15 protein-coding genes, 1 pseudogene and 1 riboswitch are annotated in these 16,984 nt (G+C 53.4%); all 16 genes and pseudogenes read left to right on the forward strand.

What is annotated here, in order from left to right; translation table 11 throughout:
- Positions 1 to 12 precede the first annotated feature (12 nt).
- The 16 genes and pseudogenes from BM181_RS01345 to BM181_RS01420 all read left to right on the forward strand — a co-directional run bounded on the left by BM181_RS01345 (position 13) and on the right by BM181_RS01420 (position 16,974).
- Positions 13 to 606 carry a GerMN domain-containing protein gene (locus BM181_RS01345; protein WP_075441977.1) on the forward strand — a complete coding sequence of 198 codons (594 nt, stop codon included), beginning with the start codon at positions 13 to 15 and terminating at the stop codon, positions 604 to 606.
- Positions 607 to 764: 158 nt separating this feature from the next.
- Complete coding sequence (tig, locus tag BM181_RS01350) at positions 765 to 2,054, forward strand: trigger factor (RefSeq protein WP_075441739.1); 1,290 nt, start codon at positions 765 to 767, stop codon at positions 2,052 to 2,054.
- Between the two features lie 27 nt (positions 2,055 to 2,081).
- Positions 2,082 to 2,693, forward strand: coding sequence for an ATP-dependent Clp endopeptidase proteolytic subunit ClpP (gene clpP, locus BM181_RS01355; RefSeq protein WP_075441741.1), 612 nt, complete (start codon positions 2,082 to 2,084; stop codon positions 2,691 to 2,693).
- Between the two features lie 11 nt (positions 2,694 to 2,704).
- The gene (gene clpX / locus BM181_RS01360) at positions 2,705 to 3,970 is read left to right on the forward strand and encodes an ATP-dependent Clp protease ATP-binding subunit ClpX (protein ID WP_075441743.1); all 1,266 of its coding nucleotides are present in this window, start codon (positions 2,705 to 2,707) and stop codon (positions 3,968 to 3,970) included.
- 74 nt (positions 3,971 to 4,044) lie between these two features.
- Positions 4,045 to 6,351, forward strand: a complete 2,307-nt coding sequence (lon, locus tag BM181_RS01365) for an endopeptidase La (RefSeq protein WP_075441745.1) — start codon at positions 4,045 to 4,047, stop codon at positions 6,349 to 6,351.
- Between the two features lie 48 nt (positions 6,352 to 6,399).
- Positions 6,400 to 7,032: a ribosome biogenesis GTP-binding protein YihA/YsxC gene (gene yihA, locus BM181_RS01370; RefSeq protein ID WP_075441747.1), complete on the forward strand. Its 633-nt coding sequence runs from the start codon at positions 6,400 to 6,402 to the stop codon at positions 7,030 to 7,032.
- 94 nt (positions 7,033 to 7,126) lie between these two features.
- A complete protein-coding gene (ahbA, locus tag BM181_RS01375; protein WP_075441749.1) occupies positions 7,127 to 7,585 on the forward strand; it encodes a siroheme decarboxylase subunit alpha in 459 nt (152 codons plus the stop codon).
- A 23-nt stretch (positions 7,586 to 7,608) separates the two neighbouring features.
- Entirely contained in the window at positions 7,609 to 8,094 is a 486-nt protein-coding gene (ahbB, locus tag BM181_RS01380; protein ID WP_075441979.1) for a siroheme decarboxylase subunit beta, read from the forward strand.
- A gap of 115 nt (positions 8,095 to 8,209) precedes the next feature.
- Positions 8,210 to 8,392, forward strand: coding sequence for a YjfB family protein (locus BM181_RS01385; protein ID WP_075441751.1), 183 nt, complete (start codon positions 8,210 to 8,212; stop codon positions 8,390 to 8,392).
- 93 nt (positions 8,393 to 8,485) lie between these two features.
- Complete coding sequence (locus tag BM181_RS01390; protein ID WP_256211233.1) at positions 8,486 to 8,878, forward strand: C-GCAxxG-C-C family protein; 393 nt, start codon at positions 8,486 to 8,488, stop codon at positions 8,876 to 8,878.
- 124 nt (positions 8,879 to 9,002) lie between these two features.
- Complete coding sequence (locus tag BM181_RS01395; RefSeq protein WP_075441755.1) at positions 9,003 to 10,688, forward strand: glycoside hydrolase family 13 protein; 1,686 nt, start codon at positions 9,003 to 9,005, stop codon at positions 10,686 to 10,688.
- Positions 10,689 to 11,018: 330 nt separating this feature from the next.
- Positions 11,019 to 12,989: a methyl-accepting chemotaxis protein gene (locus BM181_RS01400; RefSeq protein WP_075441757.1), complete on the forward strand. Its 1,971-nt coding sequence runs from the start codon at positions 11,019 to 11,021 to the stop codon at positions 12,987 to 12,989.
- A gap of 52 nt (positions 12,990 to 13,041) precedes the next feature.
- A riboswitch (FMN riboswitch) is annotated at positions 13,042 to 13,158 on the forward strand.
- Positions 13,159 to 13,238: 80 nt separating this feature from the next.
- The gene (gene ribD / locus BM181_RS01405) at positions 13,239 to 14,381 is read left to right on the forward strand and encodes a bifunctional diaminohydroxyphosphoribosylaminopyrimidine deaminase/5-amino-6-(5-phosphoribosylamino)uracil reductase RibD (RefSeq protein WP_075441981.1); all 1,143 of its coding nucleotides are present in this window, start codon (positions 13,239 to 13,241) and stop codon (positions 14,379 to 14,381) included.
- A gap of 64 nt (positions 14,382 to 14,445) precedes the next feature.
- Positions 14,446 to 14,774 (forward strand): annotated as a pseudogene (locus tag BM181_RS15030) (IS607 family transposase); the annotation flags it as partial.
- Between the two features lie 51 nt (positions 14,775 to 14,825).
- Positions 14,826 to 16,127 carry an RNA-guided endonuclease InsQ/TnpB family protein gene (locus BM181_RS01415; protein ID WP_075441759.1) on the forward strand — a complete coding sequence of 434 codons (1,302 nt, stop codon included), beginning with the start codon at positions 14,826 to 14,828 and terminating at the stop codon, positions 16,125 to 16,127.
- Between the two features lie 211 nt (positions 16,128 to 16,338).
- Positions 16,339 to 16,974, forward strand: a complete 636-nt coding sequence (locus BM181_RS01420) for a riboflavin synthase (RefSeq protein WP_075441761.1) — start codon at positions 16,339 to 16,341, stop codon at positions 16,972 to 16,974.
- Positions 16,975 to 16,984: the final 10 nt, after the last annotated feature.

The raw sequence follows: 16,984 nt of genomic DNA on the forward strand, positions 1-16,984 counted from the left end.
AGGTGATAGATGATGAAAAGAATGAAATACATCCTGCTGGCGATGATGACGCTGGCTTTGCTGGTGACGGCTGGCTGCGATCCGAACAACGAGAAGGGGACGGTGAACGGCTCTTCGGCGTCTGTTTCTGGCAATGGGGCAGTATCGGCTGGCAGTGCGGCTGTCTCCTCGGCCGATAAGAAAGAGGCGGCGAAGGAACTGGACATCAAGGTCTACTATCCGGATGACCAGGGACTGAAGCTCGTTGCCGTTAAGCGCACCATCAAAACCGATGCTGCGGGCAAATATGCAGCGGCGATGAAATCCCTGCTGACCGGTACGAAGCAGAAGGGACAGACCACGATCATCCCGAAGCAGGCGAAGGTCAAGAGCGTCAAGGTCAAGGGTGATACGGCCTATGTTGACTTCAACCAGGATCTTGTCAAGCACTTCACGGGCGGCTCGACGGGAGAAGAGATGCTGGTCGGCTCTGTGGTCAACACGCTGACGGAATTCCCGGAGATCAAAAAGGTGCAGATCCTGATTGAGGGGAACAAGGTGGAGACGCTCGGCGGTCATGTGGATCTTACGGTTCCGCTTGAACGCATGAGCAGCCTGGTGAAGTAAGTTTTGACTTTTTGACAAATATTTATGACTGTGCGCAGAACATCTTGTGTTTCTGCGCACTTTATGTTATTATGACAGGAGTATGACATAGTAGATGGTAAAATAGTTTTATTGTGTCGTTACCTAGAAACAGATATTACAGGAGGTCATTTCAGACAATGAAGGTTACGGTTGAGAATGGTGAAAACCAGCAGGTTACTCTGACGATTGAAGTTGAAGCAGCAGAGGTTTCCAAGGCGGTTGAGCGTGCAGCTAAACGTCTGGCTAACCGTGTAAATATCCCGGGCTTCCGTAAGGGCAAAGCTCCGCGCAAGATTGTCGAGCGTCACGTTGGCATGGATGCTCTGATGCAGGAAGCTTTCGATCTCGTAGCTCCGAAAGCTTTCGATGAGGCTCTGACTGAGCAGAAGATCGAGCCGGTAACGCGCCCGAACATCGATATCGTTACGCTTGAGGACGGCAAGGATCTCGTATTCAAGGCTACGGTTACGCCGCGTCCGGAAGTCAAGCTCGGCGAATACAAAGGCCTCAAAGTAGAGAAGGCTGCTGTTGAGATCAAAGACGAAGACGTTGAGAAACAGCTCAAGAACTTCCAGGATCGTCAGGGCAAGATGGTTGATGCTCCGGAGGGCGCTGCTGTTGCTGATGGCGACTTCACGACGCTGGATTTCGAGGGCTTTGTCGATGGTGAGGCTTTCGAGGGCGGCAAGGGCACGGACTATCCGCTGCAGATCGGTTCTGGCAGCTTCATCCCGGGCTTCGAGGAGCAGCTGATCGGCGCTAAGATCGGCGAGGAGAAGGAAGTAAACGTCAAGTTCCCGGAAGAGTACCATGCAAAAGAGCTGGCTGGCAAAGACGCTACGTTCAAATGCACGGTCCGCAGCATCAAGCAGAAAGAGCTGCCGGCTATCGATGACGAGCTCGCTAAGAAAGTCAGCACCTTCGAGACCCTCGATGAGCTCAAGGCTGACATCCGCAAGAACCTGCAGGAGAACGCTGAGCGCAAGGCTGAGAATGACCAGAAGAGCGCTGCAATCGAGCAGGCTACGAACAACACGACGGTTGACATCCCGGCTGTCATGATCGACAACCGCGTAACGTCCATGATCCAGGAAATGGCTATGCGCCTCGAGCAGCAGGGCATGAAGCTCGAGCAGTACCTGCAGTATGCTGGCACGGACATCGCCAAGATCCGTGAGGATTACCGTGAGACGGCTGAGAAGAACGTCAAGACGGATCTCATGCTGGAAGAAGTTGCCAAAGCTGAGGATATCAAGGTTGAAGCTAAGGATCTGGATGCAGAAGTTGCTGCTATGGCAGCTGCTTATGGCGCTACGCCGCAGCAGGTTCAGAAAATCATCAAGGAGCAGGGTCGTATCGGCGATCTGGCTGCATCCGTACTCCGCAAGAAGACGGCACAGTTCATCATCGATAGCATTGCTGAGTAAGCAGACCCTGATAATGGGGGTATATCTATGAGTTATGTACCAATGGTAGTAGAGCAGTCGAATCGGGGCGAGCGCGCGTATGATATTTATTCGCGCCTGCTCAAAGACCGCATCATTTTCCTGGGCGGTCCGATTGACGACAATGTAGCCAATGTAGTCGTGGCACAGCTCCTGTTCCTCGAGTCTGAGGATCCGGACAAGGATATCTACCTCTACATCAATAGCCCGGGCGGTGTTGTTACTGCCGGTCTGGCTATCTACGATACCATGCAGTATATCAAACCGGACGTGTCGACCATCTGCATTGGTCAGGCAGCCAGCATGGGCTCGCTGCTGCTGACGGCAGGTGCCAAGGGCAAGCGTTTTGCCCTGCCGAATTCGCGCATCATGATCCACCAGCCGCTGGGCGGTGCTCAGGGTCAGTCTACGGACATCCAGATCCAGGCCCGTGAGATCCAGCGTATCCGTGATGTCATCAACGATATCATCGTCAATGCCACGGGCAAGACGCTGGAAGAGGTCAACAACGATACGGAGCGCGATAACTTTATGACGGCTGAGGAGGCTAAGGCCTACGGCCTTGTTGATGAAGTGATTACCCGTCCGAAAAAAAGCAAGAAAACGGAATCTAAGGACTAAGGGGTGATGGAATGTTGAAGTTTGGGGATGAAAAAGGACAGCTCAAGTGCTCGTTCTGCGGCAAGACGCAGGAGCAGGTGCGCAAGCTGGTTGCTGGTCCTGGTGTCTATATCTGCGATGAATGCATCGAGCTCTGCAATGAGATTATCGAGGAAGAGTTCAGCGAAGATGTAGAGGTAGAACTCAAGGACGTCCCAAAACCGAAGGACATCCGTGCTACCCTGGATCAGTATGTAATCGGTCAGGACGAAGCCAAGAAGAGCTTGGCGGTTGCTGTCTATAACCATTACAAACGCGTCAACATGGGGACCGTGAAAGGTGAGGATGTGGAGCTGCAGAAGTCGAACATCCTCATGCTGGGGCCGACGGGCAGCGGCAAGACGCTGCTGGCCCAGACCCTGGCCCGTATCCTGAATGTGCCGTTTGCCATCGCTGATGCCACGTCACTGACGGAGGCCGGCTATGTCGGCGAGGATGTCGAGAATATCCTCTTGAAGCTCATTCAGGCTGCGGACTATGATGTGGAGAAGGCTGAGCGCGGTATCATCTACATCGATGAGATCGATAAGATTGCCCGCAAGTCGGAGAATCCGTCGATTACGCGTGATGTGTCGGGCGAGGGTGTCCAGCAGGCACTGCTGAAGATTCTCGAGGGCACGACGGCTTCGGTACCGCCCCAGGGCGGCCGCAAGCATCCGCATCAGGAACTCATCCAGATCGATACGACGAATATCCTGTTCATCTGCGGTGGTGCTTTTGATGGCATCGAGAAGGTCATCGAGGGCCGTCTGGGCCAGAAGCAGATGGGATTCGGTGCCGATATCAAGTCCAAACGCAAGCGCTCCGTGGGCGATACCCTGCGCAAGCTGCTGCCGGAGGATCTCTTGAAGCACGGCCTGATCCCGGAGTTCATCGGCCGTCTGCCGGTCGTGGTGACGCTGGATTCGCTCGATGAAGAGGCGATGATCAGCATCCTGACACAGCCGAAGAATGCACTGGTCAAACAGTACCAGAAGCTGTTGGATATGGATGGCGTCAAGCTGGAGTTTGATGATGATGCCCTGCGTCAGATTGCCAAGGAAGCGCTTAAGCGCAAGACTGGCGCGCGCGGTCTGCGTTCCATCATCGAGGCGATCATGCGCAATGTCATGTATGATGTGCCGTCGATCCCGGGCGTAACGGCCTGCCGGGTGACCAAGGACACCGTCAATACCAAAAAAGATCCTGTCCTGACCATCGATAAGAAGGCAAAGGACAGTGAAGAAGAGACTGCCTGACGGCAGCCGGAATAAAATGAGGCGCTGCCGCGGCAGCGCCTTGTTCTTATCTAAAAAGAAAAGGAGGGGATAGTATGGCCGAGATACGTACTTTGCCACTATTGCCGCTGCGCGGCATGATGGTTTTCCCGTATATGATGATTCATCTCGATGTGGGACGCACCCGCTCGATGGCGGCGCTGGAGCAGGCTATGGTGGATGATCGGGAAATCATGCTGACGGCGCAGCTGGATGCAGAAATCGATGAACCCAAGATGGAAAATCTCTATACGGTCGGTACGGTGGCTGAAATCCGCCAGATTGTCAAGATGCCGGGCGAGAGTGTACGCGTGCTGGTAGAAGGTCAGCATCGCGCTGTCATAAAAGCGTATCGTGAGACTGAGAACTATGCCGAGGTCGATATCGAAGAGTTCAAAGATAAAATCGATACGTCGATGGGCATGGAAGCGCTGAATCGTGCCGTAGTGCATGAGTTTGAGGAGTGGGTCAAGCTCTCGAAGAAGATCCCGCCTGAGACGCTGGTATCTGTCGCCATCATCGACGATGCCGGCCGGCTGGCTGACCTCATCGCGAGCCATCTGAACCTGAAGCTGGAGACGCGGCAGGAACTGCTGGCCGCCATCGACATCAAGGCGCGCCTGGAGAAGCTTTACGAGGTGCTGGCACGGGAGCTCGAGATCCTGCAGCTGGAGCAGAAAATCGGCCGCAAGGTCCGCAAGCAGATGGACAAGATCCAGAAGGATTACTATCTGCGTGAGCAGATCAAGGCCATCCGCGAGGAGCTCGGCGATAAGGACGGCAAGACTGCCGATATCGAGGAGGCACGCCGCAAGCTGGCGGAGGGCGATTATCCCGAGCAGGTTCAGAAGACCGTGGAGAAGGAAATCAACCGCCTCGATGGCATGAGCAGCATGAATGCGGAAAACAATGTGATCCGCAATTATATCGACTGGCTGCTGGATCTGCCCTGGCGCAAGCAGTCGGAGGATACCGTCGATATCGGCGAGGCGCAGAAGGTCCTCGACCATGACCACTATGGCCTCAAGAAGGTCAAGGACCGCATCCTCGACTACCTGGCTGTGCATCAGCTGGCCAAGGACAAGAGTGCGCCGATCTTGTGCCTCGTGGGGCCGCCAGGCGTCGGCAAGACGTCGTTGGCCTCGTCGGTGGCGCGGGCGACGGGCCGTGAGTTCGTGCGGGCCTCCTTGGGCGGTGTGCGCGATGAGGCCGAGATCCGCGGCCATCGCCGCACCTATATCGGAGCGATGCCGGGCCGCATCATCGAAGGCATCCGCAATGTAGGTACCTGCAATCCGGTCTTCCTGCTCGACGAGGTCGACAAGCTCAGCATGGACTACCGCGGCGACCCGTCGGCGGCACTGCTCGAGGTATTGGACCCTGCGCAGAACTCCACGTTCAGCGACCATTTCATCGAGCTGCCCTTTGACTTGTCAAAAGTCATGTGGATCGTCACGGCGAATAACCTGGGCAATATCCCGCGGGCTCTGCGCGACCGCATGGAGATCATCCAGCTGTCAAGCTATACCGAAATCGAGAAACGCGAGATTGCCAAGCGCTATCTCGTCGCGCGCCAGCGTGAGCAGAACGGGCTCAAGGCCAAGGATATCCACTTCGGGGCAGGGGTGATCGACAAGATCATCGAGAATTACACGCGCGAGGCTGGCGTCCGCGAGCTTGAGCGCGTCATCGGGCAGGTATGCCGCAAGGCGGCGCGCCGTCTGGTCGAGGGCGAAGAGGCACCCATCAAGGTGACGAAAAAGAATCTGACTGATTTCCTCGGCAAGGTCAAGTATCTCGATCCCAAGGGAAGGAAGAAACCGCAGGTCGGTGTCGTATCCGGCATGGCCTGGACAGAGGTCGGCGGCACGCTGCTGCCGACGGAGGTCTCGGTGCTCAAGGGCAAGGGCAAGCTGATATTGACCGGTCAGCTCGGCGATGTCATGCAGGAGTCGGCGCAGGCAGGCCTTACCTATATCCGCAGCCGCTCGGACAAGCTGAAGCTGCCGGAGGACTTCTATGAGAAGGAAGACATCCACATCCATCTGCCTGAGGGAGCTATCCCGAAGGACGGCCCCTCGGCCGGCATCACGATGGCGACGGCCATGATTTCGGCGCTGACAAACCGCAAGGTGCGCAGCGACGTGGCCATGACGGGTGAGATTACGCTGCGCGGCACGGTGCTGCCAATCGGCGGGCTCAAGGAGAAGGTGCTGGCTGCTTATCGTGAGGGCATGAAGACAATCATCCTGCCGAAGGATAACGAACGCGACATCGAAGATATACCCGAATCGGTCCGCGAGAAGCTGGAGTTTGTGCCAGTGGAATCGATGGATCAGGTATTGAAAACCGCATTGATGTAAGAAGAGCCTTCCCTTTTGGGAAGGTTTCTTCATGAAGGAGATGAAAGCATGAGCACAAAGAAGGACAGAGTCATCATCACCCAGGGCCAGTATGTGGCTTCGGCGGTCAAGAAGGATCAGTATCCGGAAAACGATCTGCCGGAGATTGTCTTCATCGGCCGCTCGAATGTCGGCAAGTCGTCGCTGATCAATTCGCTGACACGGGTCAACAATCTGGCGCGCGTTTCCTCGCAGCCAGGCAAGACGCAGACCATCAATTTCTTTGAAGTCGGCCTCAAGATTGCCGATGTGGAGGGGCGCAAGGCCTTCTATCTTGTCGACCTGCCAGGCTATGGCTATGCCAAGACCGGCAAGGAGAAGCGCAAGATCTGGTCAAAATTCATCGAGGAATATCTGCTGACTTCCCAGCGGCTGCAGTTCGTCTGCCAGCTCATCGACATCCGTCATGAACCGATGGCTTCGGATGTCGAGATGTTTGAATGGCTCGTCAAGAACAACATTCCGGTGCTGATCGTGGCCACGAAGTGCGACAAGATTGGCAAGACGGTGCGGCAGAGAAGCATTGCGGCCATCAAGCGCAAGCTCGGCGTCGCGGAGCTGTCGGTGCTGCCGTATTCGTCACTGAAAAATGAAGGCCGTTCAGATTTACTTGACGTCATTGGGGATAGTTTGGTAGAATAAGAGTAAAGAAATATGAATCCGATTCACATCTGGGGGAAATGAGCAGCATAGATAAGAATCGGAACGGTGTATTTATTAGGGAGAGGGATATACCATGAAAGAGCTTACGTCATTTGACAAGTCTTTACTCAATCTGCTGCAAGGCAATCTGCCGGTTTGCAGCCATCCATTCGCCGCATTGGCTGACGAGCTGGGCACCGATGAGCAGACGGTGCTGACGCGCTTGCAGATGCTGAAGCAGGAGGGATACCTGCGCCGTATCGGCACGTTCTTCAATTCGAACAAGCTGGGCTATAAGGGCACGCTGGTAGCACTGCGTGTCGAGCCGGACAAGATCGAGACGGTGGCTGAGGCCATCAACCGCTACCCGGGGGCCACGCACAACTATGAGCGCGAGGGCCGCTATAACCTTTGGTTCACTTTGCTGACGCCGTGCCTGGAGACGGAGAAGAAGATCCTCGATGAGGTCGAGGCACTGCCTGGCGTTGAGGATCTGCTGAATCTCAAGGCGAACAAGAAATACAAGATCAATGTACAGTTCAAGCTGCATTGATGAGGAAGACCGGGGTAGAGATGATGGCACAAGAAACAGCAATGACAGAACTTGATAAGAAGATAATCCGCGCCTTGCAGGGAGATTTCCCCTTGGTCGCCGAGCCGTATCAGGTGCTTGCTGATCAGGCGGGGGTCTCGAAGGAGGAGTTCCTGGCTCGTGTCAAGGTGCTCGAAGAGCAGAAGGTCATCCGCAAGATGGGGGCGGTGCTGCGCCACCGTGAGGTCGGTTTCAGCGCCAACGTCCTGGTCGCCTGGGTGGTGCCTGAGGCACGGCTGGATGAGGTGGCCCAGAAGATGGCGGCGAGCCCGTCGGTCTCGCACTGCTATGACCGCAATACGGCACCGGACTGGCCGTACAACCTCTATACGATGGTGCATGGCCATAGCCGTGAGGAATGCGAGCAGATTGTCGAGGAACTCGGCAAGGCCTGCGGCATCAGCGAGCATACGAAGCTCTATTCCAAGAAAGAGTGGAAGAAGACTTCGATGAAATATTTCTGTGAATGACAAGATAGTGCCTGCAGGGGGCGGTGCCCCTGGCAGGCATTTTGCTATTTAAGTATTTGGCTGTTTCAGCCGATAATATATATGGCACAAGGATGTGTGATAGGAGGTGCACGATATGGATATGAGCATTGCCGCTATGTCGGTAGGCATGCATCAGGCACAGGCCGGTCAGGATATGGGCGTCGCTGTCCTCAAGATGGCGATGGAGACGGCCGAGGCAGGCCCGGAAGAACTTCTCGAGCAGATGGAAGCAAGCCTTGACCCCAATCTCGGCGCTCTGGTTGACATTCAGGCCTAACGCAAAAGAATCCTGTCTGACGGCAGGATTCTTTTTTTGCACTTTGGGGGTTAATCGTGTAAGATAAAGGCAGGTTATATTTTAGGAGGAATCATGATGGCAGTAAATAGCGTTCGGGCTGAAAAGGCTGTGGAATATCTGCATGGCGGGTGCAATTGCGCGCAGGCTGTGCTGTGTGCGTTCCGTGATATGCACGGAAAATCTGAAGAGGAGATAAAGGCTTGGGCAGCAGGCTTTGGCTCCGGTATGGGCAGCATGGAGGGTACCTGTGGTGCGTTCTGTGGTGCGGTTATGGTGGTCGGGTTGATGCAGAATGACAATGTGGCCAGCAAGAAAATCGCACGGGAGATGAATGCTGACTTCAAGGCGGCTGCCGGGGCGACCATCTGCGGAGACCTCAAGGGCATCAAGACGAAGCAGGTGCTCTGCTCCTGCGATGACTGCGTACGCCATGCCGTGGCGGCGCTCGAAAAACATATGGCATGATTGCTTGGATATCGGTACAGAGATTGTACCGATATCCATTTTTTGTTTCCGCTTCAGCAGGTTTCTTGCGAAGGAAAAGGGAAGTCTAGAAGCGTAAGTCAAGAAAAAAATGGAGGCATATGGTATGGAACAAGAGAAACGAGCATGGTGGAAGGAAGCTGTGATCTATCAGATCTATCCGCGGTCCTTTGCTGACAGCAATGGCGATGGCATCGGGGATCTGAATGGCATCACGGAGCACTTGGATTATCTGGCAGAGCTGGGCATCGATGTGATCTGGCTTTCGCCGATCTATGCGTCGCCGAATGATGACAATGGCTATGACATTTCGGATTATCGTGCCATCATGGATGACTTTGGCACGATGGCCGATTTTGACCGGCTGCTTACGGAGGCGCACGCGCGCCATATCCGCATCGTCATGGATCTGGTAGCCAACCATACCTCGGATGAACATCCGTGGTTCATCGAAAGCCGCAAGTCCAAGGACAATCCTTACCGTGACTACTATATCTGGAAAGATGGGAAGGATGGCGGGGCCCCGAATCACTGGACGTCTTGTTTCAGCGGCCCGGCCTGGCAGTATGATGAGCAAACCGGCCAGTATTACCTGCATTGTTTCAGCCGCAAGCAGCCGGATCTCAACTGGGATAATCCCAAAGTGCGCGATGAGGTGTTTGACCTGATGGACTGGTGGTGCCAGAAGGGGATTGACGGGTTCCGCATGGACGTCATTTCGATGATCAGCAAGCATCCGGATTTTCCCGATGGGCCTGTCCATGAAGACGGCTATAGCGATATGTTTGCCTATGTCTGCAACGGGCCTCATGTGCATGAGTATCTGCAGGAAATGAATCGCCGGGTGCTCTCGCGGTATGATTTGCTGACGGTCGGTGAGGCAGCTGGCGTTACGGTCGAGGAGGCCAAGAAATACGCCAATAGCGAAGGGACGGAGCTTGGTATGGTCTTTCATTTCGAGCATACGGATGGGGCGGCCAACTCGGAGGCGGTTATCGGCAAGTGGACAAAGACGCCGCCGAAGATGCCGTATGTGCGCAAGATCCTCAACAAGTGGCAGATGGAGCTTGAGGGCAAGGCCTGGGGCAGTCTCTATTGGGATAATCACGATCAGCCGCGGGCGGTCTCGCGCTTTGGCAACGATGCGCCAAAGTGGCGCGAAAAGTCAGCCAAGATGCTTGCGACCGTGCTGCATATGCAGAAAGGGACGCCGTATATCTATCAGGGCGAGGAAATCGGCATGACGAATACGCATTTCCATTCGGTAGCGGACTGTGCGGATATCGAGGAGAAAAATGCCTGGCAGGAGCTCGTGGTGCAAAAAAAGCTCGTGGATGGAAAGACGCTGCTCGCCTGCTTTGATACGGTGGCCCGCGACAATGCGCGCACGCCGATGCAGTGGGACGATACGGAACATGCCGGCTTCACGGCGGGCACGCCGTGGCTCGCGGTCAATCCGAATTACAAGGCCATCAATGTCAAGGCGGCGCTTGCGGATAAGGAGTCGGTATTCTATTATTATCAGCAGCTTATCAAGCTGCGTCATACGTATCCCATCATCGTTTATGGACGTTTCCGGCCATTGCTCGAGGGTAGTGAAGAAATCTATGCGTATGCGCGCGAACTTGACGGTCAGGTGCTGACGATGGTGGCAAACTGGACTGAGCGGGAGGTTCCCTGTGCTTTGCTGGGGCAGCTGACGGGGAAAGAGCTTATTTCGAATTATGCGGCGCATAAAAATGGCTGCTTGCAGCCATATGAAGCGCGTGTATTCTTGACGGACGAAAATTAATAAATATGCATATATGTGCGATGCATACATATATCGATCGATAATGTATACATAGAGTGGATTGCTTGCATACAGATTGTTCTTGTGCTATAATCTATGCTTAATAAAGCAGGAATTATTTTTGTGACAGTGTATCATCGGTATGCTGCTTAGGGAACGCAGAAAAAGCAAAGAAAAATCCGGGCTGCGAAATGGCAGCTCGGATTCTTTTGTAAATGGGAGATAGTTTACTTTTATCAAGCAACTAATTGCTGGGATCGTTTCTATAGGTAAAGACAGTCTTCAAGCTGTTTTATAGATCAACTACCATAGGCAAAAGGAGAAGTGAGAATGGGAGTAAAGCAGAAGTTTCTAGTGTTATCGGGGATTATGGGTGTATTGATGGCAGTAGTGTCCCTTGTGGGCTACTTCATGGCCAGCTCGGATCTGCAGCAGAGCGTTGATAATGAGCTGCGCACGGTGGTGGCTAAAGAAGTGTCCGATATGGATGGCTGGCTGGTGGCCAAGCAGTTGTCGGTGGCACATACGGCCAATGTCATGACCGCTTACAATGGGGATAAGGCCAGCATGCAGACCAATGCAGCGCTGCAGTCGGCAGCGACTGAGGCTGATGTCATGGGCGTCACGCTCGGCATGGAGGATAAGTATTTCGCCTCGTCTACGGGTGGCAATCTGACCGGTCAGAAAGACCCGACGCAGCGTCCGTGGTATCAGCAGGCTAAGAAAGATGATAAGGTGGAATTCACCGAGGCTTATGTCGATTCGATCACGAATAAGCTCATCATCTCGGCTATTGCGCCCGTAAAGGCCAACGGACAGTTTGCCGGGGCAGTCTGCAACGATATTTCGCTCGATGCGCTTGAGGAGCAGGCAAAGAATATCGAGTATCATGGCGAAGGCCAGGGTATCATCATGGAGAAGAACGGCAATATCCTCGCGACTGCCGGCCTTGGCAAACCCATGCAGAATTTTGCGGAAGTAGATGGCTTTGGCGAGCATTTCAAGGAGATGCAGGGCAAGGAATCGGGGTATTTCACGACGAATAGCGATGGCAAGGAGGTCGTGTTTGCCTATGCGAAAGTGCCTTCGACAGAGTGGCTTATCGGTATCGCGGTACCAGAGGATTTTGTGTTCGCATCGCTCAAGCATATGCGTTGGGTCTTTGGTCTCTTGACGTTCGTTGGTTTTGCGCTCATGATGTTTGTCTGCCTGTATTTTGCGCAGAAAATCACGCGCCCGATTCTGGGCCTTACCGAACATGCTGTCCAGCTGGCTGACGGCAATCTACGCATGTCGGAACTGCCTGTTGAAAGTGCTGACGAGATCGGCCGGCTTACGCAGGCTTTCAATACGATGAACAAGAACATCCGCCAGCTGATCCAGAAGATGAGCGCAGCTGCGGAGCAGGTAGCAGCATCGTCTGAGGAGCTTACGGCCAGCGCTCAGCAGTCGGCTGAGGCAGCCAACAGTGTAGCGGTATCGGTCGGCGATGTGGCGCAGGGCGTAAGCGACCAGGCGGGCAGTGTTGACAATGCCAAGAATGTCGTGGAAGAAGTGGTCAATCATATCGATGATGTCGCCAAGGGCATGGAACATGTCAATGCGCGTACCAATGAGACCAATGAGACGGCTGCGGCGGGCAGCCAGCTCATGCAGGATGCCATGGATAAGATGGCTTTGATTGAAAGGGCTTCGCAGGAATCTGCCGCCATTGTTTCCCAGCTGGGCAAGAACAGCGAGCAGATCGGCAAGATTGTCGAGACGATTTCAGCTATCGCAGAGCAGACGAATCTTCTGGCGCTCAATGCAGCCATCGAGGCAGCCCGTGCCGGCGAGCAGGGCCGTGGCTTTACGGTCGTGGCTGAAGAAGTCCGTAAGCTGGCCGCAGAATCGCAGGAAGCAGCGGAGGATATCAAGCGCCATATCACGTCGATCCAGAGCGATACGAATCAGGCGGTGGGTTCCATGGAGTCGAGTACGGAGCAGATCAAGCTCGGTACCGATGCTATCCGCGAGGTCGGCGATCAGTTCGGCCGTATCATCGCGAAGGTTCATGACATCAAGGAAGAAGTAGAGAAAATGAACATGCGGGTGCATAAGGTTTCGAGCGGTGCCAGCTCGATTGTCGGAACCATGGAAGAAATCGACGACGTCAGCCGTAAGACAGCTGCGCATACGCAGACGATTTCGGCCGCAACCGAGGAGCAGTCGGCATCGACGGAGGAAATCGCTTCGGCGTCCCAGTCTTTGGCCAACATGGCGACGGAGTTGCAGGATGCGACGGCAAAATTCAAGTTCTGATCACAAGATATATTGATAGGATGGATAAAAGCGTGCTATAATAGGACTTGAGATTTGTCTTTGAGGCGGGGAGGATTTCCCCACCGGCGGTATAGCCCGCGAGCCCTTGGGAGCATGATCCGGTGAGATTCCGGAGCCGACCGTATAGTCGGGACGAGAAAAGGCATGTTGTTTTGCATGCAATTTAAGCCAGCGGGAAGAGAAATCTTTCGCTGGCTTTTTTTTCTGGGTCTCAATCACAAACCTAAGATGAAAGAATCTGAGGTGATACGATTGCAGGATGAAGATTTTATGCGTGTGGCGTTGCAGATGGCCCGCAATGCGGAGGGGCGTACCTCGCCGAATCCGCTGGTCGGTGCCGTGATTGTCCGCGATGGCCGCATCGTGGCGGCTGGCTGGCATCGCAAGGCCGGCACGCCCCACGCCGAGGTTCATGCGTTGCGCATGGCCGGCGACCTAGCCCGCGGGGCAACGCTCTATGTGACGTTGGAGCCCTGTGCCCATTATGGGCGCACGGGGCCTTGCGCCAAGGCGGTAGCGGAAGCTGGCGTTGCCAAAGTGGTCATCGCGATGCGCGACCCGAATCCACTGGTTGCTGGCAAGGGCATCAGGATTTTGGAAGATGCTGGTGTCGAGGTGGTCTGCGGCGTGCTCGAAGAAGAGGCTGTGGCGCTAAACGAGGTGTTCCTCAAGTGGATTACGACGAAGATGCCCTTTGTCGTGCTCAAGACCGCGATGACGCTTGACGGCAAGATCGCGACATCTGCCGGTGAGTCGCAGTGGATTACCAATGAGACTTCCCGGCGGCGCGTCCATGAGCTGCGCGATATCTACGATGGCATTCTCGCGGGAATCGGCACGGTGCTTAAAGACAACCCGAGCCTTACGACGCGGATTCCGGGGCGGACGGGCAAAAATGCCATCCGCATCATCGTCGACAGTAAGGCGCGCACGCCGCTTACGGCTAAGGTCGTGACCGATGGTGCGGCGCCGACGATTGTGGCGGTGACGGAGCAGGCACCCAAAGAGCGCGTGCAGGCGCTGAAGGAAGCTGGCGTCGAAATCCTGGTGGCAGGCAGTGGCGAACACGTTGATTTGCAACTGCTTTTGGCAAAACTTGGCGAGCGGGAAATCTGCTCGGTATTTGTCGAGGGCGGTGGCCGCGTGAATTTCTCCCTGCTTGAGGCAGGTCTGGTAGACAAAGTCCAGGCGTTTATTGCGCCCAAACTTATCGGCGGGCGCGAGGCGCTCACGCCGGTGGAGGGCGAGGGCTTTGCCAAGCTTTCGGATGCCGTGGAGCTTACGCGCGTGACGACGGAGCCGCTGGATGGGGATATTTTGCTCACAGGTTATGTGGCACGGAGGCTTTTAACAGATAAAATAAAGTTATAAATAGCTATAAAATATTCCTGATTATATTACAACTTATTAATATAATAGTATTGAGGTGATGAACTTGGAATACTATACTATCAACAAGTTTGCTAAAATCATCGGAGTCACTCCGCAAACTCTGAGAAATTGGGACAGGAGCGGAAAACTCCATCCTCATCGCACTTCGTCAAACGGCTACAGATATTACTCAGAAGACCAATTAAATGCTGTGACGGGCATTCAAACGGCTCCTAAAAAGTTATCGGCTATTGCAGAGTATCAAGTCCCAAGCAAAAAGATGACCTTGAGCGACAGGTAGAAAATCTGAGAACATATCTATACGCACAGGGGCAGCCCTTTGAAATAATCATTGACGTTGGTTCTGGAATCAATTACAAGAAGAAGGGGTTAGAAGCCCCAAGGCGAAGAAGATGATTCAGGAATTAGTGGGTGGTGATTCAGATGATAAAGTCGGTCAGGATACGGCTGTTGCCGAACAACAAACAGAAAACTAAACTGTTTCAGTTTGCGGGAGCTTCGAGGTTTGCCTATAACTGGGCTTTAGATAAGCAGATGGATAATTTCAGAGAAGGCAGAAACCTTCAAAGTGATTATGACCTTCGCAAGGAGTTCACCGTTCTTCGTAATTCTGAAGAAAACGTGTGGCTTCTAGGCATATCCAATAATGTAACCAAGCAGGCTATCAAGGATTTGTGCATAGCGTACAAGAACTTCTTCCACAAGCAGAGGCAGGAAGGGTATGTCAAATATTCACCCAAGAAGCTGGCACATTTTGCTCGCATCGACAGGAAACCGACCGTCTATGACATGAACGGGCACCCTAAGTTTCGCAGCAAAAAGAATGGTGACTTTCGTTTCTATCAGGACAATGTAAAAATCCAGTTCACAGCTGCGCATGTTAAGCTGGAAAATATAGCTGGCAGCAGAAAAAAGAACCGTCAACGGCTCAACTGGATAAGGCTTGCTGAAAAGGGAAAAATTCCTGTAAAGGGAAGATACACCCAACCACGGATAACCTTTGACGGTGAAAACTGGTGGCTTTCCGTAGGAATCAGAACTTCTTATACGCTAAAGCCAATGCGAGGATTAAACTTCATTCGTAAACAGCTGGGACGTTCCTGCACAGAAGGTGTCGGCATTGATTTAGGTATCAAAGACTTAGCGATAATCTCGGACTCTACAGTAGTCAAAAATATCAATAAGTCTCATACAATAAGGAAACTCAAAAAGAAAAGACGCAGGTTGCAGCGTCAGGTATCGCGAAAATACCAGATGAACAAGAAAGGAGAGCGTTACTGCAAAACAAGCAACCTTATAAAAAGCGAAAAACGACTTTTACGAATCAACCACAGGCTGGCTGACATCAGAGCCAATCATGTACATCAGGCGACGAGAATAATTATAAACCGAAAGCCAAGGTTTATATGCCTTGAAGACCTGAATGTGCAGGGGCTGATGAAGAATAAGCACCTGTCTGAAAAAGTTCAGGAACAGAATCTTTATGAATTCCGCAGGCAGATTGAATATAAGGCACATTGGGCAAGAATTCCCGTGGTTATTGCTGACCGCTGGTTTCCAAGCTCCAAGACTTGCGTCGAGTGCGGATATGTAAATAAAGACCTGAAGCTGTCAGACAGGACATATGTCTGTCCCGTCTGTGGCAATGTGATAGACCGTGATTTTCAGGCGGCGTTGAATCTCAAACGCTATGGAGAAGAGGAGCTATTCAAATCTGCAAGCTGACACCAACAAGTCAATGCAGATATGTACCGATTCGTTAGTCGGGAATTTAAGCCTCTGGAGCGTTACATCAAACGTGAGTAGTCTGTTCTTCGGGACGGCAAAAGCGGACGTGAAATACCTCTTTCGAGGAAAGAACGAGGAATGAAACGTAAAAGTTAGCTTTTCTTATGAAATTTATAGCTTTTTGTAAGTTTTCAGTAACGGTGAGACGTTGTTTACTGGAATCATTGAAGAGGTCGGGCATATCCGGCGCATTGGCGGCGGGCAGCTCGCTATCGACTGCCAGAAGGTAGTTGGGGATGCCGCTTTGGGCGACAGCATTGCCGTAAATGGCGTCTGCCTTACCGTGACTTCGTTTGATAAGAATCATTTCACGGCAGATGTGATGCCTGAGACCATCCGGCGCACGTCGCTGGCGGAGCTTAAAAAGGGCAGTCCTGTAAACCTCGAGCGGGCACTGACGCTTTCGAGCCGTCTGGGCGGTCATATCGTCAGCGGCCATATCGATGGCACGGGCGAGATCCTTTCCTTTAAGGAGGAAGGCAATGCAATCTTGATGAAGATTGCGGCGGGGCCGGAACTTTTGCGTTATATCGTCGAAAAGGGTTCGGTGGCGCTCGATGGCATCAGCTTGACGGTGGCAGCCGTGACGAATAAGGATTTTACGGTCAGCCTTATCCCGCATACCCGCGAGGTCACGAATCTTGGCAGTAAGAAGGCGGGCAGTACGATTAATATTGAAACCGATGTGCTCGGCAAATACGTGGAAAAGATGCTGGGCGGCAGCCAAGCACAGCCCAGCGCTGGCGGACTTTCGCGGGCGTTCCTGCTCGAGAACGGTTTTTGAATGAAGGAGA

It is taken from the genome of Pseudoselenomonas ruminantium (genome assembly GCF_900113715.1).
Taxonomy (GTDB): domain Bacteria; phylum Bacillota; class Negativicutes; order Selenomonadales; family Selenomonadaceae; genus Selenomonas_A; species Selenomonas_A caprae.